The following is an 18,858-nucleotide window of genomic DNA, read 5'->3' as shown; positions in this document are numbered from 1 at the left end:
GGGCCTTCTGCTTGTTCTCGAACTGGCGCTGGCGCTCGGCCGCGTCGGCCGCGGTCGCGGCCCGGCTCGCGGCGTGGTCGGCGGCGCGCTGCTCGCGCGCCTTCTGGTCTTCCTGCGACTTCTCGCGCTGTTCGCGCGAATCCTGCGGGCGCTGGGTGGCGGCCTTCTGGTCGAGCTTCTGCAGCTCGGCCGCGCCGCTGCGCTGGCGCTGGATGTCGTTGATCGCGGTTTCCTGCCGCTTGATGTGGTCGGTTTCCTTGCGGCGGCGGCTGCGGCTTTCGCGCAGGCAGTCTTCGACCGCGAACTTCTTGTAGCAGGCCGCCCGCTCCTTGGTGTAGCGCGACTCGATGGCCTCGCGCTCGGTGGCCAGACGGCCGCGTTCGGCTTCGAGATCGGCGCTGCCCGCCGCCGCATTGGACTGGGCCCAGAGCGGCAGGCTGGCCAAGGCCAGGAACAGGGCAAGAGCGGTTTTTTTCATGTGAGTCGGGTGTCGACGATGCGGCGTTCGAGTGCGAGGAATTCGCTCGACTGCATCTCGGTGAGCCGGGACACCGTGCGCGGAAACTCGTGCGCCAGCGGGCCTTCGGTGTACAACGCCTCGGGCGGAACCTCGGCCGACATGATGAGCTTGCAACGCCGGTCGTACAAGACGTCGACCAGCCAGGTGAAACGGCGTGCTTCCGAGGCCATGCGCACCGGCATGTGCGGCACGTCGGACAGCAGCACGGTGTGGAACTGGCTCGCGATCTCGAGGTAGTCGTTCTGCGAGCGCGGGCCGCCGCACAGCGTCTTGAAGTCGAACCACACCACGCCGCCGGCCTTGCGCAGCGCGCGGATCTCGCGCTGCTCGATGTGCAGGATCGGGTTTTCGTCGGCCGTCTCGGCCAGCTTGTCGAAGGCGTGGCGCATTTCCTTCTCGGCCGCCGCGTCGTTCGGCGTGAGGTACATGCGCAGCTGCTCCAGCGTGCGGCGCCGGTAGTCGGTGCCGTTGTCGACGCTCAGCACCTCGAGCTTCTGGTTGAGCAGTGCAATGGCGGGCAGGATGCGGTCGCGGTGCAGGCCGCCGGGGTACAGGTCGTCGGGCTTGAAGTTCGAGGTGGTGACAAAGCCCACGCCGTTGTCGAACAGCGCCACGAGCAGCCGGTGCAGGATCATCGCGTCGGTGATGTCCGCGACGTGGAACTCGTCGAAGCAGATCAGCTTGTAGCGCTTGGAAATTCGCAAGCCGAGCTCGTCGAGCGGGTTCACGGTGCCCTGCAGGTCGCGCAGCTCGCGGTGCACCTCGCGCATGAACTCGTGGAAGTGCAGGCGCGTCTTGCGCCGCAGCGGCACGGCGTTGAAGAACAGGTCCATCAGGAAGCTCTTGCCGCGCCCCACGCCGCCGTACATGTAGACGCCGCGCGGCAGCTCCGGCCGGTTGATGAGCTTCTTCAGCGCATTGGAGCGCCGGGCCTTGTACTCGCCCCACTCGGTGGCGCAGCGGTCGAGCGCCTCGACGGCCGCCAGTTGTGCGGGATCGCTCTTGAACCCGCGTGCCGCGAGTTCCGCTTCGTAAGCCTGTTTGACGCTCAAGGGATCGGATCGCTTCAAAAATGGAGAGCCCCGACCGCCCCGCGAGGGTCGATCGGGGCCGGGTTCGCTCAAGAACCGGAGATCAGAAGTTGAGCGTGCGCTTGTCCACGGCCAGGGCCGCTTCCTTGGTGGCTTCCGACAGCGACGGGTGCGCATGGCAGATGCGCGCGATGTCTTCGGCGCTGGCCTTGAACTCCATCGCCACCACGGCTTCGGAGATCAGCTCGCTGGCCTGCGGGCCCACGATGTGCACACCCAGGATCTCGTCCGTGGCCGCGTCGGCCAGGAACTTGACCATGCCGGTCGTGTCGCCCAGCGCGCGTGCGCGGCCGTTCGCCAGGAACGGGAAGGTGCCGGCCTTGTAGGCGCGGCCCGCGGCCTTGAGCTGCTGCTCGGTCTGGCCGACCCACGCGATCTCGGGGCTGGTGTAGATCACCCACGGCACGGTGTTGAAGTTCACGTGGCCGTGCTGGCCCGCGATGCGCTCCGCCACGGCCACGCCTTCTTCCTCGGCCTTGTGCGCCAGCATCGGGCCGCGCACCACGTCGCCGATGGCCCACACGTTGGGCAGGCTGGTCTTGCAGTCGTCGTCCACGGCGATGGCGCCGCGCTCGTCGAGCTTCAGGCCCACGGCTTCGGCGTTCAGGCCGATGGTGTTGGGCACGCGACCGATCGAGACGATCAGCTTGTCGACTTCCAGCGTCTGGGCTTCGCCCTTGGCGTTGGTCCAGGCGACGCTCACGCCCTTCTTCGACGACTTGATCTCGCCGACCTTGACGCCGAGTTCGATCTTCAGCTTCTGCTTGTCGAAGGCCTTCTTGGCTTCCTTGGCGATCTGCTCGTCCACGGCGCCCAGGAAGGTCGGCAGGGCTTCGAGCACCGTGACCTCGGCACCGAGGCGGCGCCACACCGAGCCCATTTCGAGGCCGATGACGCCCGAGCCGATCAGGCCCAGCTTCTTGGGCACTGCGCCGATGCGCAGCGCGCCGTCGTTCGAGAGGATGTTTTCCTCGTCGAACGGCGTGCCCGGCAGCGCGCGGGCGTTGGAACCCGTGGCGACGATGATGTGCTTGCCGCTGACCGATTCTTCAGCGGCGCCCGCCACCTTGATCTCGTAGCCGGCGTCGTCCGCCTTCACGAACGAACCGCGGCCGTGGAAGAAGCTGATCTTGTTCTTCTTGAACAGGTACAGGATGCCGTCGTTGTTCTGCTTCACGACCTGGTCCTTGCGGGCCAGCATCTTGTCGATGTCCAGGCCGAGGCCTTCGACCTTGATGCCGTGGTCCGCGAAGTGGTGGCCGGCCTGCTCGAAGTGCTCCGACGATTGCAGCAGCGCCTTCGAGGGGATGCAGCCGACGTTGGTGCAGGTGCCGCCCGGTGCGGGGCCGCCCTTGCCGTTCTTCCACTCGTCGATGCAGGCCACGTTGAAGCCGAGCTGCGCAGCGCGGATCGCCGCGATGTAGCCGCCAGGGCCGCCGCCGATGACGACGACGTCGAATTGCTTGTTTGCCATCTGGTTGTTGCTCCCCGGATCAGATGTCGAACAGCAGGCGCGACGGATCTTCCAGCGCTTCCTTCATGGCGACCAGGCCCAGCACGGCTTCGCGGCCGTCGATGATGCGGTGGTCGTAGCTCATGGCGAGGTAGTTCATCGGGCGAACGACGATCTGGCCGTTTTCGACCACGGCGCGGTCCTTGGTGGCGTGCACGCCCAGGATGGCCGACTGGGGCGGGTTGATGATCGGGGTCGAGAGCATCGAGCCGAAGGTGCCGCCGTTGGAGATGGAGAACGTGCCGCCGGTCATTTCTTCGATGCCCAGCTTGCCGTCCTGCGCCTTCTTGCCGTACTCGGCGATCTTCTTCTCGATGTCGGCGAAGCTCATCTGGTCTGCATTGCGCAGGATGGGCACCACCAGGCCGCGCGGCGAACCGACGGCAATGCCGATGTCGAAGTAGCCGTGGTACAGGATGTCGTTGCCGTCGACCGACGCGTTGAGCACCGGGTACTTCTTCAGCGCGTGCACGGCCGCCTTCACGAAGAAGCTCATGAAGCCGAGCTTCACGCCGTGTTCCTTGGTGAACGCGTCCTGGAACTTCTTGCGCAGGTCCATGACCGGGGCCATGTTCACTTCGTTGAAGGTGGTCAGGATGGCGTTGGTCGATTGCGACTGGATCAGGCGCTCGGCGATGCGGGCGCGCAGGCGGCTCATCGGCACGCGCTGTTCCGGACGCTCGCCCAGGTCGGGCGCGGCAGGCGCTGCGACCTGTTGCAGCGCGGGCTTGGCAGCCGGGGCGGCGATGGTGGCGGCAGGCTTGGCGCCGGCAGCGACGGCGCCGAGCACGTCGCCCTTGGTCACGCGGCCGTCCTTGCCCGTGCCGGCCACGTCGCTGGTCTTCAGGTTGTTGTCGGCCAGCAGCTTGGCGGCGGCGGGCATGGCCACGTCGGACTTCGAACCACCGGTGGCGGCGGCTGCCGCTGCGGGGGCAGCCGCGGCCGGTGCGGCGGCGGGTGCAGCTGCAGCAGCAGGCGCTGCGGCGGCGGCCTTGCCGTCGGTGTCGATCTTGGCGATCAGCTGCTCGGCCACCACGGTGGCGCCGTCGGGCTGAACGATCTCGACCAGCACGCCGGCCGAGGGTGCCGGCACTTCGAGCACGACCTTGTCGGTTTCGATCTCGATCAGGATTTCATCGACGGCGACGGCTTCGCCGGCTTTCTTCTTCCACGTGAGCATGGTGGCCTCGGCCACGGATTCGGAAAGCTGGGGGACTTTGACTTCTACGATAGACATTTGGAGTGAGCTCCGTTTTGTTCTTGAGGGTGTTCGTGTGAAAAGGGACGGTTCTTACTTGGTCAGCACGAAGCCCTTGAGCTTGCCAAATGCGCCATCGACCAGCGCCTTCTGCTGTTCCTGGTGCAGGTGCGAGTAGCCGACTGCAGGCGATGCCGAAGCGGCACGGCCGGAGTAGCCGAGCTTCTGGCCTTCCTGCATGTTTTCGTGGATGTAGTGCTGCACGAAGAACCAGGCGCCCTGGTTCTGCGGCTCGTCCTGGCACCACACGATGTCCACGAGGTTGGGGTACTTCTTGACCTCGGCGGCGAACGCCTTGTGCGGGAACGGGTAGAGCTGCTCGACGCGGATGATCGCCACGTCGTCACTGCCCTGCTCTTCGCGCTTCTTGGCCAGGTCGTAGTAGACCTTGCCCGAGCAGGCGATCAGGCGCTTGACCTTCTCGGCCTTCAGGCCCTTGCTGTCGGGAATGACAGTCTGGAAGCTGCCCTTGGTGAACTCGGACAGCGGCGAGGTCGCGTCCTTGTTGCGCAGCAGCGACTTGGGCGTGAGGATGATCAGCGGCTTGCGCAGGTTGCGCACCATCTGGCGGCGCAGGATGTGGAAGATCTGGCTGGCCGTGGTGGGCTGCACCACCTGCATGTTGGTGTCGGCGCTCAGCTGCATGAAGCGCTCCAGGCGGGCCGAGCTGTGCTCGGGGCCCTGGCCTTCGTAGCCGTGCGGCAGCATCATCGTGATGCCGTTGACGCGGCCCCACTTCACTTCGCCCGAGGCGATGAACTGGTCGATCACCACTTGCGCGCCGTTCACGAAGTCGCCGAACTGGGCTTCCCAGATGACGAGCGTGTTGGGGTCGTTCGAGGCGTAGCCGTATTCGAAGGCCAGCACGGCTTCTTCGGACAGGATCGAGTCGATGACGACGAACGGGGCCTGGTTCTCGGCCACGTTCTGCAGCGGCGTGTAGGTGCCGGTGTCGAACTTCTCGCGGTTCTGGTCGTGCAGCACCGCGTGGCGGTGCGTGAACGTGCCGCGGCCCGAGTCTTCACCCGACAGGCGCACCGGGTAGCCGCTGGCCACCAGCGAGGCAAAGGCCATGTGCTCGCCCATGCCCCAGTCGACGTTGACGTCGCCACGGCCCATGGCTGCGCGGTCGTCCAGCACCTTCTTCACGAGCGGGTGCACGGTGAAGTTCTCGGGTGCCTTGGTGATGCGCTCGGCCAGGCGCTTCCACTCGGCGGAGGGAATGGCGGTGTCGCCGGCGTCGGTCCACTTCTTGTTGAGGTACGGGCTCCAGTCGACGGCGTACTTGCTCTTGAAGTTGGTGAGCACGGGGTCGACGGTGTTCTTGCCTTCGTCGAAGGCGGCGCGCTGCGCCTTGACCATGTCGTCGCCGAGCGTGTCGCCCAGGCCTTGCGCGGCCAGCTTGTCGGCGTACAGCTTGCGCGTGCCGGGGTGGGCTGCGATCTTCTTGTACATCAGCGGCTGGGTGAGCGACGGCGTGTCCTGCTCGTTGTGGCCCAGCTTGCGGAAGCAGATGATGTCGACGACCACGTCCTTCTGGAATTCCATGCGGAAATCAAGAGCGAACTGGGTGGCGAGCACCACGGCTTCGGGGTCGTCGCCGTTCACGTGCAGCACCGGCGCTTCGATCATCTTGACGATGTCCGAGCAGTACAGCGTCGAGCGGCTGTCGCGCGGGTCGCTGGTGGTGAAGCCGATCTGGTTGTTGATGACGATGTGCACCGTGCCGCCGGTGGAATAACCACGGGTTTCGGCCAGTGCCAGCGTTTCCATCACGACGCCCTGGCCCGCGAAGGCGGCGTCGCCGTGGACGATCACGGGCAGCACCTGCTTGCCCAGCGGGTCGCCACGGCGGTCCATGCGGGCGCGCACCGAGCCTTCGACCACGGGGTTCACGATTTCCAGGTGCGAGGGGTTGAACGCCAGGCTCAGGTGGACCGGGCCGCCGGGGGTGGTCACGTCCGAGCTGAAGCCCTGGTGGTACTTGACGTCGCCGGAGGGCAGGTCTTCGGGGGCGGTGTGGTCGAACTCGGCGAACAGGTCGGCGGGCATCTTGCCCAGCGAGTTCACCAGCACGTTCAGGCGGCCGCGGTGGGCCATGCCGATCACGATTTCCTGCACGCCCTTGACGCCGGCCTGGTTGATCAGCTCGTCCATCGCGACGATGAAGCTTTCGCCGCCTTCGAGCGAGAAGCGCTTCTGGCCGACGTACTTGGTGTGCAGGAAGCGCTCGAGGCCTTCGGCGGCCGTCAGGCGGTTGAGCACGTGCTTCTTCTGCTCGGCGCTGAGCTTGGGATTCGTGCGGGCGCTTTCGAGCTTCTGCTGCCACCAGCGCTTGTGGTTCTGGTCGGTGGTGTACATGTACTCGGCACCCATCGTGCCGCAGTACGTTTCACGCAGGGCATTGAGCAGGTCGCGCAGCGACATGGTCTCTTTGCCGAAGAAGGTGTTGCTGGTGTTGAACACCGTCTCGAGGTCGGCGTCGGCAAAACCGTAGAACGAGGGCTCGAGTTCCGGAATGGCGGGACGCTCGGCGCGCTTGAGCGGGTCGAGGTCGGCCCAGCGGGCGCCGACGTTGCGGTAGGCGGCAATCAGCTGCTGGACTGCCGTGCGCTTGCGGCCGAGTTCGGAGTCGGCGCCGCTGGCCTGCACGACACGGGTCGTGCCCTGCTTGGCCAGTTCGGCAAAAGCGTTGATGACCGGCAGGTGGGGGACGTCGCGGGCGCTGGTGCCGTCGGCGGCGGGAACGTTCTGCAGGGCGTCGAAATACGTGCGCCAGTTGTCGGGAACGCTGCCGGGGTTGGCGAGGTAGTTTTCGTACATCTCCTCGACATAGGGCGCATTGCCGCCGAAGAGGTAGGTGTTGCCTTGATAGGCGGTATACGCCGTAGGCGTAGAGGAATCGCTCATGATCCGCTGACCTTCGCTTCCCTGGAGGAAGCACGAGTTGGTTAAGAAACCTTCCGCGACACGGCTGGACCGATTGGCGGATGCGACTGTGGCTGGGGAAGGGCCTGAGTACCTTGGCATTGTGCCACGTCAACCATATGACGACAGAACGCGGCTGCGCAAGGCCCGCAACCCTACCCCGATTCGCGCCCGCGGTCAGGTGGCGGACAGTAACTGTTTGATCTGTTGCAGCGTGGCCGGATCGTCGATGGTGGTCAGGTCGCCCGGGTCGCGCTGCTCGCAGACGGCCTGGATCGCCCGGCGCAGCAGCTTGCCGCTGCGGGTCTTGGGCAGGCCGCTCACGAAGCGCACGCGCGCAGGCCGCGCCAGGGCGCCGAGCTGGTCGGCCACGACCTTCATGATCTCGCCTTCGAGTTTGAGGGCCGCGTCGGCATCGGTCACGGCCAGGCCGTCTTTCGGCACGACGAAGGCCATCGCCACCTGCCCCTTGAGCGTGTCGGCCACGCCGACCACCGCCACCTCGGCCACGTTGGCATGGCCCGAGATGCTCTCCTCGATCTCGCGCGTGCCCAGGCGGTGGCCCGCGACGTTGATCACGTCGTCGGTGCGGCCCAGGATGTAGAAGTAACCGTCGGCGTCGCGGATGCCCCAGTCGAAGGTCGAATAGACCATCTTGCCCGGCACGCTCTTCCAATAGGTGTTGACGAAGCGCGCGTCGTCCTTCCACACGGTCTGCATGAAACCGGGCGGCGTCGGGCCCTCGACCACGACCACGCCCTTCTCGTTCGCGCCGGTGAGCTCCTCGCCGGTCGACTCGTGCAGGATCTTGATGCGGTAGCCGTACATCGGCACGCCGGGGCTGCCGAACTTGCTGGGCTTGGCTTCCACGCCGTTGGCGATGGTGATCATCGGCCAGCCCGACTCGGTCTGCCAGTAGTTGTCGATGATCGGCACGCCCAGGCCGTCGCTGATCCAGCGCGCGGTCGGCTCGTCGAGCGGCTCGCCGGCCAGGAACAGCGCGCGCAGGGTCGACAGGTCGTACTTCTTGAGCAGCGCCGGGTCTTGTTTCTTGAGCACGCGCACGGCGGTGGGCGCGCTGAACATCACGGTCACCTTGTACTTCTCGACCAGGCGCCACCAGATGCCGCCGTCGGGCTGCTGGTCGATGCCCTGCGTGGGCAGGCCCTCGTACATGATGGTCGCCATGCCCGCGATCAGCGGGCCGTAGACGATGTAGCTGTGGCCCACGACCCAGCCGATGTCGCTGGTCGAGAAGTAGGTTTCGCCGGGGCGGCCGTCGAAGATGTGCTTCATGCTCGCGGCCAGCGCCACGGCGTAGCCGCCCACGTCGCGTTGCACGCCCTTGGGCTTGCCGGTGGTGCCGCTCGTGTAGATGGTGTAGCTGATGTCGGTCGAGGCCAGCCAGGTGCAGGGCACCTGCGCATCCAGGTGCTTGTGCCTCAGGTCGCTCGCCAGATGGTCGCGGCCGGCGGTCAGATCCATGGGCGCCAGGCCGCGATCGGTCAGCAACACGGCTTCAGGCTTGTACTTCGACAGGCGGATGGCTTCGTCGAGCAGCGGCTTGTACGCGATGACCTTGCCGCCGCGCGAACCCGCGTCGGCGCTCACGACCACCTTGGGCTCGGCGTCCTCGATGCGAGTGGCCAGCGAGCCGCTGGCAAAACCGCCGAACACCACGCAATGGATGGCGCCGATGCGCGCGCAGGCCAGCATCGCGAAGGCAGCCTCGGGAATCATCGGCATGTAGATGAGCACGCGGTCGCCCTTGCCCACGCCCAGTTCGACGAGGCTGGCGGCGGTGCGCTGCACCTCGGCATGCAGCTCGGCGAAGCTGTAGCTTTTCTCGGTGCCGGTCTCGGTCGACACGAAGATCAGCGCCGGCTGGTCGCCCCTATCGGCCAGGTGCCGGTCGACGGCGTTGTGGCACAGGTTGGTGGTGCCGCCGACGAACCAGCGCGCGAACGGCGGCTGGCTGGCGTCGAGGATCTGCTGCGCGGGCGTGTGCCAGTCGATCAGCTTGGCCTGCTCGGCCCAGAAGGCCTCGGGCGCGTCGACGGACTGGCGGTAGAACTCTTCATAGCGGCTCATCGGGATCTGTCTCCTGTTTTATGGATGTCGTTCCGGACTCGCGCCGAAACTGAATTCATAATTATGGGAGTCGATCTTGCGGGAAGCTGACAGCCGCGGCAATCCGGGCGGCCCCTTCCCGGGCCGCCCTCAACAGCAGCTCAGTGAATCAGCGGATCAGCGCCTGTAAGTCGCGGAACGCCGGGTGCTCGGCGGTGCGCAGCCACTCGAAGCCGACCATCTCGGTGGTCACGAGCTCCGCGCCCGCGCCAGCCAGGCGATCGAAGGCCGCGTCGCGGTTGCGCTCGGTGCGCGAACTGCAGGCGTCGGTGACGACCCACACGTCGAACTCGTCCTCGAGCAGGTCGAGCGCGGTCTGCAGCAGGCAGACATGGGCTTCGCAACCGGCGATGACGATGGTGTTGCGCTCTTCGGCCGCGGCTGGGGGCTTCTGCAGGTGCTTGGGCAGGCTGCGGGCATTGCCCTGCGGCGCGGCCTTGGCGGGCGGACGCAGCCATTCGCCGAGCCCCTCTTCCACGCCGCTGAAATGCATCTTGGCCAGCGTCTTGCGGCAGAAGGCGCGGATCTCGGGCAGGTTCTCGCCCAGCTTGGACGGGTTCTGCTCGGTGCCCCAGACCGGCACGTCGACCCATTGCGCCATCTGGCCCAGGCGCGCCGCGTTGCGCGCTGCCGCCTCGCCTTCGAAGATCGCCGGCATCAGCCGCGCCTGGTAATCGACCAGGACGAGTTGGGATTGCGTGGCGTCGAGCAGCATGGACTTCTTCTTTCAGGTATCGGTTGAACTGGGCTGAACCGTACCACTGAAAAGCGCGGGTTTCGCGGGATCGTCCGCCGTTGCCACTGGGGAAGATCGCTGCACCAGTTGCGCAAGGTAGGTCCTGAACAGCGCATCCGCCGACTGCCTGAACATGCGGATGCGCCCCGTGTGCTGCATCAGCAGCAGGCCGACGCCGTGCGCGAACAGCGCCGTGTTCTCCTGCTGCGCGAGGTCGGCATCGAGGCCCAGGGCAAGCAGCGCCTCCTCGCAGGGGCGCAGGGCGTCGTAAAGGCGGTCGTTCAGTTCGTGGTCGAGCGCGTGCGTGAGCCCTCGGGGCCGCATGCCGTGCACCAGGTAGAAGCCGAGGTCGAGGTCGCGCGGGTTCGCCGCGTAGAAGTCGAACCAGGCTTGGGCCTTGGCAGCCAGGGTCTGGTCGGGCCGGCGCTCGGACACCGCCACGTCGGCCACCGCGGCCTGCAGGCGCAGCAGCGACTCGTCGAGCAAGGCCGCGTAGATCGCCTCCTTGCTCTCGAAGTACGAATAGATGGCGCCCGGCGTGTAGCCGGCTTTTTTCGCGATTTCACGGATGCTCGCGCCCTCGATGCCGGCTTCCGCGAACACCGTTCGAGCGGCGTCGAGCACCAGGGCGCGGCGGGCGTCGGTGAGGGTCTGGCGGCGTTGGAGCTTGGCGTGCATGGGCGGGACTATAGCCCTCGATCTGGTCGCCGATCACTTTTTCGAACGTTGATCTAAAAATTGAACAGTGTTTAAATCTTCGTGCCAAACGGTCCAAAAACCCCCACGAGCCCCTGGAGACAACACGCATGAATGCCCCGCCTTCCGACGCCCTTCTCATGTCCGGCGCCGACTACCGTGAATCGCTGCGCCGCTACACGCCCACCGTGTTCGTCGACGGCCGCCGCGTCGCCAGCGTGGCCGACGAGCCCGCCTTCCAGCCGGGCATCAACGCCATCGCCCTCACCTACGACCACGCGCTGAAGTCCGAGTACGCCCCACTCATGACCGCCGTGCAGCACACCAGCGGCAAGCGCGTGAACCGGCTCTCGCACATCAACACCAGCTCGGGCGACCTGCTCAACAAGCTCGAGGCCGTGCGGCTGGTCTGCCAGGAAACCGGCTGCGCCCAGCGCTACCTGACGCACGACGCGCTCAACACCATCGCCCAGGTGTCGGCCCGCATCGACGACGCGCGCGGCAGCACTGAGCACACCGCCCGCTTCCGCGAGTACCTGCACCGCATCCAGGACCAGGACCTGACCCTTGGCGTCGCCATGACCGACGCCAAGGGCGATCGCAGCCGCCGGCCGCACGAGCAAGCGAACGTCGACAGCTACCTGCACGTGGTCGAGCGCAACGCGCGCGGCATCGTCATCTCGGGCACCAAGGCCATCGTGACCGGCGCGCCCTATGTGCACGAGCTGCTGGTCATGCCCTGCCGCAACATGGGCAAGGAAGACGCCGAGTTCGCCGTCTGCTGCGCCGTGCCGCTCGATGCGCCCGGGCTCACCATCGTCGCGCGGCCGGCCGGTCGACCCGGCGAAAAGCTCGAGCACGGCGATGCGCTGTTCAGCCGCAAGTACGGCCAGAGCACCGGCGTGTGCATGTTCGACCGCGTGTTCGTGCCGTGGGAGCGCGTGTTCTACGCCGGCGAATGGGAGCACTCGGGCCACCTGACCTACAGCTACGCCACGCACCACCGCCACAGCTGCATCGCGGCCCGCGCCGGCTTCGGCGACCTGCTGATCGGCGCCGGTGCGCTGATGTGCGAGGCCAACGGCTTCGACCCCGGCAAGGAGAGCCACCTGCGCGAGCAGATGGTCGAGCTCATCACCATCACCGAGGGTTTCTTTGCGTGCGGCGTGGCGGCCAGCGTCTATGGCAAGGCCGACGACCACTGCGAGGTCTTCATGCCCGACCCGGTGTTCAGCAACATCGGCAAGCTGCTGCTCGCCACCAAGATCTACGACATGCACCGCATCGCGCACTACGTAAGCGGCGGCCTCATCGTCACCCTGCCCGGCCCGGACGAGGACCACAACCCCGAGACCGCGGCGCGGCTGTCCGACGTGCTGCGCGCCAACCCCGCCATTCCCTACGAGCAGCGCATCGAGACGGCCCGCTTCATCGAAGACCTCACGGCCGGCTATCAGGGCGGCTGGTACAGCGTGATCAGCCTGCACGGCGGCGGCTCGCCGGCGGCGATGAAGCAGGAGATCTGGCGCAACTACCCGGTCGGCTCGAAGGTCGAGTTGGTCGAGCGCCTGCTCGAGCGCGGCATCGCGGCCGACGGCACGCCGGCCGCGATGCCGGACGACCCGCGCCGCGCCATCACGAAGAACCGCCAGCCCGGCAAGTGCTGCGACACCGGCTGCACCGTGCCGGGACAACCCGTGATGGTCGACCTGCCGGTTCCGGTGTCGCGCGCCTAGACTCCGGCGGATGCAGACCCTGTCGCTCCTCCGCCACCGCCTCGTCCTGCTCTTCGGCGCCGCCTCGTTGCTGCTGCTCGCCGGCTGCAGCGGGTTGCGTGCCGCCGAGGCGCCGCTGGCCACCGCACTGGAAAAGAGCAGTTGCACCCGCAGCGCCGACACGCTGATCGTGCTGCTGCCCGGCGCCTACTCGGCACCCGAGGAGTTCGTGCGCGAGGGCTTCATCGACGCACTGAACGAGAGCCGGCTCGCGGTCGACACCCTGCGCGTCGATGCCCACATGGGCTACTACCGCAACAAGACCATCCTCGACCGGCTGGATCGGGACGTGATCGCACCGGCGCGCCGCCAAGGCTACAAGGCGATCTGGATCGCAGGCATCTCGGTCGGCGGTTTCGGCGGACTGCTGTATGCCCAGACGCATCCCGGCGACCTCGCCGGCCTGGTCGTGCTGGCGCCCTACCTGGGCGAACGCGTGCTGAGCCAGGACATCGCCAATGCCGGCGGCCTGTCGCACTGGCGCGGCCCGCTCGAAGCACCACCCGGCAGCGACCCACGCACCCCCAGCGACACGCAGCTGTGGCAATGGCTGCGCGGCTACGTCGGCCACACCCGCACGTTCGGCGACCGGCCGCCGCTGTACCTGGGCTACGCGCTCGACGACCGCTTCGCCTTCAGCCACCGGTTGCTGGCCGGTGCGTTGCCGGCGGAGCGCGTGGTCACGACCGAAGGCGGGCACGACTGGCCCGAGTGGCGACGGCTCTGGCGCCGCCTGCTGCCCACGCTGCCGCTGCCGGGCTGCCCGGGCTGAGGCGCCCTTCAGTTCGGCCGCAGGCGCAGCAGCTTGCCGTCGGACTCGTCGGTGAGCACGTAGAGCAGGCCGTCCGGCCCCTGCTTCACGTCGCGGATGCGGGCGCGGCCATCGGCCAGCAGCTTATGCTCGGCGACCACCTTGTCGTCCTTCAGCTCGATGCGATCGAGGTACCCGAACTTCAGCGAGCCCACGAACAGGTTGCCCTTCCAGCCGGCGCCGTAGCGGTCGCTGGTGAGGAAGGCCATGCCCGAGGGCGCGATCGACGGCACCCAGTAGTGCAGCGGCTGTTCCATGCCGTCCTTGCGGGTGATGCCCTCGCCGATCTTGCCGCCGCCGTAGTTCTCGCCATAAGTGATCACCGGCCAGCCGTGGTTGCGGCCGGCCTGCGGGATGTTGATCTCGTCGCCGCCCTGCGGGCCGTGCTCGGTCATCCAGAAACGGCCATCGGGCGCGAGCGTCGCGCCCTGGCTGTTGCGATGGCCGTAGCTCCAGATCTCAGGCAGCGCACCCGGCTTGCCGACGAAGGGGTTGTCTTTCGGCACGCTGCCGTCCTTGGCGACGCGCACCACCTTGCCCTGGTGGTTGTCGAGCGTCTGTGCATCGTCCTTGCGGCCGAAGCGGTCGCCGAGCGTGAGAAAGAGGTTGCCGTCGCGGGCTTCGACGATGCGGCACCCAAAGTGCGCGCGGCTCGCGACCTTGGGCTTCTGGCTGAAGATGACCTTCAGCGCTTCCAGCTTCGTGCCGTCGGCCGACAGGCGGGCGCGTGCAAGCGCGGTGCTGTTGGCCGATCCGCCGGCCGCCTCGGGTTCCGAATAACAGAAGTACAGGGTGCGGTTCTGCGCGAAGCCGCTGTCGGCCAGCACGTCGAGCAGCCCGCCCTGCCCGCCCGCCGCGACGGGCGGCAGGCCCTGGATCGGCGCGCCCAGCTTGCCATCGGCCGCCACCAGCCGCAGGCGTCCCGGCTTCTCGGTGACCACGAAACGGCCCTCCGGCAGGAAGGCCACGCCCCAGGGGTTCTCAAGACCGGAGGCGACGGTTTCGGCACGCACTTGCGCCATGGCCGCGCCAGCCAAGCCGCAACCGGCGAGCACCACGAGGCTTCCCAGGGAGCGACGAAAGGAGAAATTTCGCAAGTTCATGAAGATTTCCTGAATTTGAGGCCATCTTGACAACAAATGGAATGCACATATCAACTTTTAAGACTTTGAAGTCATATCAGCCGAGGCGTTTACATTCGAATCCTTATGCCGCATAAACGTTCACCGTTACATTTTTTCTTCCGCCGGATCGAAAAAGTCCATGTAAATCAATGGTTTACGCACGCCTTCAACAATTCAGATTAAATTGACATAACTGCGCGTCATCAATATCCTACGCGCCATGCGTTTTTTCGTCCTACCCGTATCCCTCCTGTTCGCCGTGGCCGTCCACGCCGCCCCCCCTCAACAGGATCGATCGGATGAGATGGACCGAATCCTTGCCGAACGCGGCCTGGTCGGCCAGTTCCATCAGGTTCGCCAGACCGTCGCAGAGCGCACGTCCGACCTCGTCGTGACCGCCATCGGTTTCCTCGGCGTTCCTTACCGCCGTGGCGGCAACACCGCCGAATCCGGCTTCGACTGCAGCGGCTTCGTCCGCGCCATGTACAACCAGACGGTGGGCCACGTGCTCCCGCGCCGCGCCGAAGAACAGGCCGCCGCCACCGAGAAGATCGACCGCAGCCAGCTCAAGCCCGGCGACCTCGTGTTCTTCAACACCATGCGCCGCACCTTCAGCCACGTCGGCATCTACGTCGGCGAAGGCAAGTTCATCCATTCCCCCCGCTCCGGTGCCCAGGTCCGTGTCGAAGACATGAACGGCAGCTACTGGCAGCGCCGCTTCGACGGCGCCCGCCGCGTGCTCAGCGGCCAGGGCGACGAGGTCAAGGCGGCGGCCATGGGCACCGCCAGCGACTGATTCGATTTCCCCGAATCCCGGACGAAAAAAATCCCGCCGCGGCGGGATTTTTTGTGGGCGCCAGTTCGGCGCCCTTCTTATATGTCGCTCAGGCCTTCTTCGCTGGCGGCAGGTCCGTGCAGGTGCCGTGCGCCACTTCCGCCGCCATGCCGATGCTTTCGCCCAGCGTCGGGTGCGGGTGGATGGTCTTGCCGATGTCGATCTCGTCCGCGCCCATCTCGATGGCCAGCGCGATCTCGCCGATCATGTCGCCGGCATGCGTGCCGACGATGCCGCCACCCAGGATGCGGTGCGTCTCGGCGTCGAACAGCAGCTTGGTGAAGCCTTCGTCGCGGCCGTTGGCAATGGCCCGGCCCGACGCGGTCCACGGGAAGTGGCCCTTCTTGACCTTGATGCCTTCGGCCTTGGCCTGATCTTCGGTGAGGCCGACCCATGCCACTTCGGGGTCGGTGTAGGCCACGCTGGGGATCACGCGGGCGTTGAAGGCGGCGCTGGACAGCTCCTTGTCGCCCTTCTGCTCGCCGGCGATCACTTCGGCCGCCACATGCGCCTCGTGCACCGCCTTGTGCGCCAGCATGGGCTGGCCCACGATGTCGCCGATGGCGAAGATGTGCGGCACGTTGGTGCGCATCTGGATGTCGACCGGAATGAAGCCGCGGTCGCTCACCGTGATGCCGGCCTTCTCGGCGCCGATCTTCTTGCCGTTCGGGCTGCGGCCCACGGCCTGCAGCACGAGGTCGTACACCTGCGGTTCCTTCGGCGCGTTCTCGCCCTCGAAGGTGACCTTGATGCCGTCCTTCGTGGCTTCGGCGCCGACCGTCTTGGTCTTGAGCATGATGTTGTCGAAGCGCGGCGCGTTCATCTTCTGCCAGACCTTCACGAGGTCGCGGTCGGCGCCCTGCATGAGGCCGTCGAGCATCTCGACCACATCGAGGCGCGCGCCCAGCGTCGAATACACCGTGCCCATTTCGAGGCCGATGATGCCGCCGCCCAGCACCAGCATGCGCTTGGGGTCGGTGCCCATTTCGAGCGCGCCGGTCGAGTCGACCACGCGCGGGTCCTCCGGCATGAAGGGCAGGCTCACCGACTGCGAACCGGCCGCGATGATCGCGTTGCGGAACTTGACGGTCTGCTTCTTGCCCGTGGTGTCCCAGCTCGTGCCGGAGGTCTCTTCGACTTCCAGGTGGTACGGGTCGATGAAGTTGCCGACGCCGCGCAGCACCGTCACCTTGCGCATCTTGGCCATCGCCGTGAGGCCGCCGGTGAGCTTGCCCACCACCTTGTTTTTGTGGCCGAGCAGCTTGGCGCGGTCGACCGTGGGCGCGGCGAAGCTCACGCCCAGGTCGGCGAAGTGCTTCACCTCGTCCATGACGGAAGCGACGTGCAGCAGCGCCTTCGAGGGAATGCAGCCGACGTTCAGGCACACGCCGCCGAGGGTGGCGTAGCGTTCGATCAGCACGACCTTCAGGCCGAGGTCGGCCGCACGGAAGGCGGCCGAGTAGCCGCCGGGGCCGGCGCCCAGCACGACCACGTCGCACTCGACATCGACCTTGCCGCCGTAGCTGGACACCACCACGGACGCTGCCGCGGCAGGGGCCGGTGCGGCCGCCTTGGGCGCAGGCGCAGCAGCTGCCGGCGCGGGTGCCGCCGCAGCCGCAGCGGCCCCGTCGACTTCGAGCGTCAGCACGACCGAACCTTCCTTGACCTTGTCGCCCACCTTCACGGCCAGCGACTTCACCACGCCGGCGGCCGACGACGGAATTTCCATCGAGGCCTTGTCCGATTCGACCGTGATGAGCGACTGCTCGGCCTTGACCGTGTCGCCGACGTTGACCAGCACCTCGATCACCGCGACTTCGTCGAAGTCGCCGATGTCCGGCACCTTGATGTGTTGTTCGCTCATTTGGACACTTTCAGTTTGAGTGTGAGAACGTCGGCCGGCAGGGCCGAATTGCGATCGAATTCGCAGGCGGCGGCGATGCCCGCCTCCGCCACGTCGCGCGCGCTGCGCGACTTGTTGTCATAGGCCGCGTGCATGGCGCCGAGCGCGAAGCTGCGTCCCGAGCCGATGGCCCAGTACTGCTTGAACTCGAACACCTCGCGGTAGCTGTAGATGCCGTAGATGCCGCTCGGGTTGGCCAGCAGCATGGTGAACTGGCTCGACTCGTAGGGCTCGTGCTCGTCTTCCTTGGTCTGCATGAAGAACGAATCCTTCAGCACTGGATGCAGCTGCGTGAAGGTGTGAAACACCTCGTGCTTGCTGCCGAACTGCAGCGCCTCGCGCGGCTGGGCCGCCAGCGCATGCTGGAGTACCAGCTGGTGCGCGGCGGCGCCCGCCACCGCGAACAGGCTCTGGCCCGCGGCATCCTCGACAGTGAAGATCTTCTGGTTCGCTTCGGCGTTGTGCGACATGCGCGTGTCGCCGAAGGTCACCAGCGAGTCTGCCGCCATCGTGACCTGGCCGCCTTTGCGGACGGCCACTACGGTGGTCATAGCAGGATGCGACGGTAGTCCGCGAGCACCTGGCCCAGGTAGGCGTTGAAACGCGCAGCCAGGGCGCCGTCGATCACGCGGTGGTCGTACGACAGCGACAGCGGCAGCGTGAGACGCGGCACGAACTGCTTGCCGTCCCACACCGGCTTCATCTGGCCCTTGGAGAGGCCGAGGATGGCCACTTCGGGGGCGTTGATGATGGGCGTGAAGTGCGTGCCGCCGATGCCGCCGAGCGAGCTGATCGAGAAGCAGCCGCCCTGCATGTCGGCCGAGCCGAGCTTGCCGTCGCGCGCCTTCTTGGCGAGTTCGCCCATCTCGGCGCTGATCTGCAGGATGCCCTTCTTGTCGGCATCTTTCAGCACCGGCACCACGAGCCCGTTGGGCGTGTCGGCCGCGAAGCCGATGTTGTAGTACTGCTTGTAGACGAGCTGGTCGCCGTCCAGGCTGGTGTTGAAGTCGGGGAACTTCTTCAGCGCCGCGACCACCGCCTTGATCACGAAGGCGAGCATCGTGACCTTGATGCCCGACTTCTCGTTCTCCTTGTTGGTGGAGACGCGGAAGGCTTCGAGCTCGGTGATGTCGGCTTCGTCGTTGTTGGTGACGTGCGGGATCATCACCCAGTTGCGGTGCAGGTTCGCGCCACTGAGCTTCTTGATGCGCGACAGGTCCTTGCGCTCGACGGTGCCGAACTTCGTGAAGTCGACCTTCGGCCACGGGATGAGGCCCAGCGCCGCGCCGTCGCCACCACCGCCGGCCGGCGCCTTGGCCGCCGAGGCCTTGGTGCTGGCCTGGCCGCTCATCACGGCCTTGGTGAAGTTCTGGACGTCGTCCTGCGTGATGCGGCCCTTGAGGCCGGAACCCTTGACCTCTTCGAGCGGCACGCCGAGTTCGCGTGCGAACTTGCGCACCGAGGGCGAGGCGTGCGGCAGGCTGCCGGTGGGGGCCGACGTCGGCTGATGGGCCGGGGCGGCTGCAGCAGGCGCTGCG

Annotated in this window: 15 protein-coding genes; 3 read left to right on the top strand and 12 right to left on the bottom strand. The window is 66.6% G+C overall.

Going from position 1 to position 18,858, the window contains the following annotated elements:
• The 8 genes from VBO01S_RS26000 to VBO01S_RS25965 all read right to left on the bottom strand — a co-directional run.
• Positions 1-478, bottom strand: a 478-nt coding sequence (locus tag VBO01S_RS26000; protein WP_062480830.1) for a hypothetical protein, incomplete at its 3' end; no start/stop codon positions are given.
• On the bottom strand, positions 475-1,572 hold the full coding sequence (gene zapE / locus VBO01S_RS25995) for a cell division protein ZapE (RefSeq protein ID WP_062480826.1): 1,098 nt from the start codon (positions 1,570-1,572) through the stop codon (positions 475-477). The genes zapE and VBO01S_RS26000, both read right to left, overlap by 4 nt.
• 82 nt (positions 1,573-1,654) lie before the next feature.
• Entirely contained in the window at positions 1,655-3,085 is a 1,431-nt protein-coding gene (gene lpdA, locus VBO01S_RS25990) for a dihydrolipoyl dehydrogenase (RefSeq protein ID WP_062480824.1), read from the bottom strand.
• A 19-nt stretch (positions 3,086-3,104) separates the two neighbouring features.
• On the bottom strand, positions 3,105-4,361 hold the full coding sequence (gene odhB / locus VBO01S_RS25985) for a 2-oxoglutarate dehydrogenase complex dihydrolipoyllysine-residue succinyltransferase (protein WP_062480822.1): 1,257 nt from the start codon (positions 4,359-4,361) through the stop codon (positions 3,105-3,107).
• Positions 4,362-4,415: 54 nt separating this feature from the next.
• On the bottom strand, positions 4,416-7,292 hold the full coding sequence (locus VBO01S_RS25980) for a 2-oxoglutarate dehydrogenase E1 component (RefSeq protein WP_062480820.1): 2,877 nt from the start codon (positions 7,290-7,292) through the stop codon (positions 4,416-4,418).
• Positions 7,293-7,487: 195 nt separating this feature from the next.
• On the bottom strand, positions 7,488-9,401 hold the full coding sequence (locus VBO01S_RS25975) for a propionate--CoA ligase (RefSeq protein WP_062480818.1): 1,914 nt from the start codon (positions 9,399-9,401) through the stop codon (positions 7,488-7,490).
• A gap of 148 nt (positions 9,402-9,549) precedes the next feature.
• Entirely contained in the window at positions 9,550-10,155 is a 606-nt protein-coding gene (locus VBO01S_RS25970) for an isochorismatase family protein (protein ID WP_062480816.1), read from the bottom strand.
• A gap of 12 nt (positions 10,156-10,167) precedes the next feature.
• Positions 10,168-10,854: a TetR/AcrR family transcriptional regulator gene (locus VBO01S_RS25965; RefSeq protein ID WP_062480814.1), complete on the bottom strand. Its 687-nt coding sequence runs from the start codon at positions 10,852-10,854 to the stop codon at positions 10,168-10,170.
• 128 nt (positions 10,855-10,982) lie between these two features.
• Here VBO01S_RS25965 and VBO01S_RS25960 point away from each other — a divergent pair, with 128 nt between their 5' ends.
• Both VBO01S_RS25960 and VBO01S_RS25955 read left to right on the top strand, forming a co-directional pair.
• Positions 10,983-12,608, top strand: a complete 1,626-nt coding sequence (locus VBO01S_RS25960) for a 4-hydroxyphenylacetate 3-hydroxylase family protein (protein ID WP_062480813.1) — start codon at positions 10,983-10,985, stop codon at positions 12,606-12,608.
• 10 nt (positions 12,609-12,618) lie between these two features.
• Positions 12,619-13,419: an alpha/beta fold hydrolase gene (locus tag VBO01S_RS25955; RefSeq protein WP_062480811.1), complete on the top strand. Its 801-nt coding sequence runs from the start codon at positions 12,619-12,621 to the stop codon at positions 13,417-13,419.
• An 8-nt stretch (positions 13,420-13,427) separates the two neighbouring features.
• Here VBO01S_RS25955 and VBO01S_RS25950 read toward each other — a convergent pair whose 3' ends face one another.
• Positions 13,428-14,480: a PQQ-dependent sugar dehydrogenase gene (locus VBO01S_RS25950; RefSeq protein WP_255221202.1), complete on the bottom strand. Its 1,053-nt coding sequence runs from the start codon at positions 14,478-14,480 to the stop codon at positions 13,428-13,430.
• 322 nt (positions 14,481-14,802) lie between these two features.
• Here VBO01S_RS25950 and VBO01S_RS25945 point away from each other — a divergent pair, with 322 nt between their 5' ends.
• Complete coding sequence (locus VBO01S_RS25945) at positions 14,803-15,378, top strand: C40 family peptidase (RefSeq protein ID WP_062480809.1); 576 nt, start codon at positions 14,803-14,805, stop codon at positions 15,376-15,378.
• Between the two features lie 88 nt (positions 15,379-15,466).
• On the opposite strand, the gene lpdA (VBO01S_RS25940) is transcribed toward VBO01S_RS25945, so the two are convergent.
• The 3 genes from lpdA (VBO01S_RS25940) to VBO01S_RS25930 form a co-directional block, all read right to left on the bottom strand.
• Positions 15,467-17,281 (bottom strand): dihydrolipoyl dehydrogenase, encoded by a 1,815-nt coding sequence (gene lpdA / locus VBO01S_RS25940; protein WP_062480807.1) that lies wholly within the window; start codon positions 17,279-17,281, stop codon positions 15,467-15,469.
• Positions 17,278-17,871, bottom strand: a complete 594-nt coding sequence (locus tag VBO01S_RS25935; protein WP_062480805.1) for an Ntn hydrolase family protein — start codon at positions 17,869-17,871, stop codon at positions 17,278-17,280. Before VBO01S_RS25935 ends, lpdA (VBO01S_RS25940) begins: the two co-directional genes overlap by 4 nt.
• Positions 17,868-18,858, bottom strand: a 991-nt coding sequence (locus tag VBO01S_RS25930) for a dihydrolipoyllysine-residue acetyltransferase (protein ID WP_169805090.1), incomplete at its 5' end; no start/stop codon positions are given. The genes VBO01S_RS25935 and VBO01S_RS25930, both read right to left, overlap by 4 nt.

Origin of the sequence: Variovorax boronicumulans NBRC 103145, assembly GCF_001591345.1 — a bacterium.
Lineage (GTDB): Bacteria > Pseudomonadota > Gammaproteobacteria > Burkholderiales > Burkholderiaceae_C > Variovorax > Variovorax boronicumulans.
This window is presented reverse-complemented; position numbering and strand designations above follow the sequence as displayed.

Excerpts from the sequence above, each read along its gene's own strand:
- lpdA (WP_062480807.1), bottom strand. The coding sequence starts at position 17,281 with ATGAGCGAACAACACATCAAGGTGCCGGACATCGGCGACTTCGACGAA.
- VBO01S_RS25935 (WP_062480805.1), bottom strand. The coding sequence starts at position 17,871 with ATGACCACCGTAGTGGCCGTCCGCAAAGGCGGCCAGGTCACGATGGCG.
- VBO01S_RS25975 (WP_062480818.1), bottom strand. The coding sequence starts at position 9,401 with ATGAGCCGCTATGAAGAGTTCTACCGCCAGTCCGTCGACGCGCCCGAG.
- VBO01S_RS25965 (WP_062480814.1), bottom strand. The coding sequence starts at position 10,854 with ATGCACGCCAAGCTCCAACGCCGCCAGACCCTCACCGACGCCCGCCGC.
- VBO01S_RS25970 (WP_062480816.1), bottom strand. The coding sequence starts at position 10,155 with ATGCTGCTCGACGCCACGCAATCCCAACTCGTCCTGGTCGATTACCAG.
- VBO01S_RS25955 (WP_062480811.1), top strand. The coding sequence starts at position 12,619 with ATGCAGACCCTGTCGCTCCTCCGCCACCGCCTCGTCCTGCTCTTCGGC.
- VBO01S_RS25980 (WP_062480820.1), bottom strand. The coding sequence starts at position 7,292 with ATGAGCGATTCCTCTACGCCTACGGCGTATACCGCCTATCAAGGCAAC.
- VBO01S_RS25945 (WP_062480809.1), top strand. The coding sequence starts at position 14,803 with ATGCGTTTTTTCGTCCTACCCGTATCCCTCCTGTTCGCCGTGGCCGTC.
- VBO01S_RS25950 (WP_255221202.1), bottom strand. The coding sequence starts at position 14,480 with ATGGCGCAAGTGCGTGCCGAAACCGTCGCCTCCGGTCTTGAGAACCCC.
- VBO01S_RS25960 (WP_062480813.1), top strand. The coding sequence starts at position 10,983 with ATGAATGCCCCGCCTTCCGACGCCCTTCTCATGTCCGGCGCCGACTAC.
- lpdA (WP_062480824.1), bottom strand. The coding sequence starts at position 3,085 with ATGGCAAACAAGCAATTCGACGTCGTCGTCATCGGCGGCGGCCCTGGC.
- odhB (WP_062480822.1), bottom strand. The coding sequence starts at position 4,361 with ATGTCTATCGTAGAAGTCAAAGTCCCCCAGCTTTCCGAATCCGTGGCC.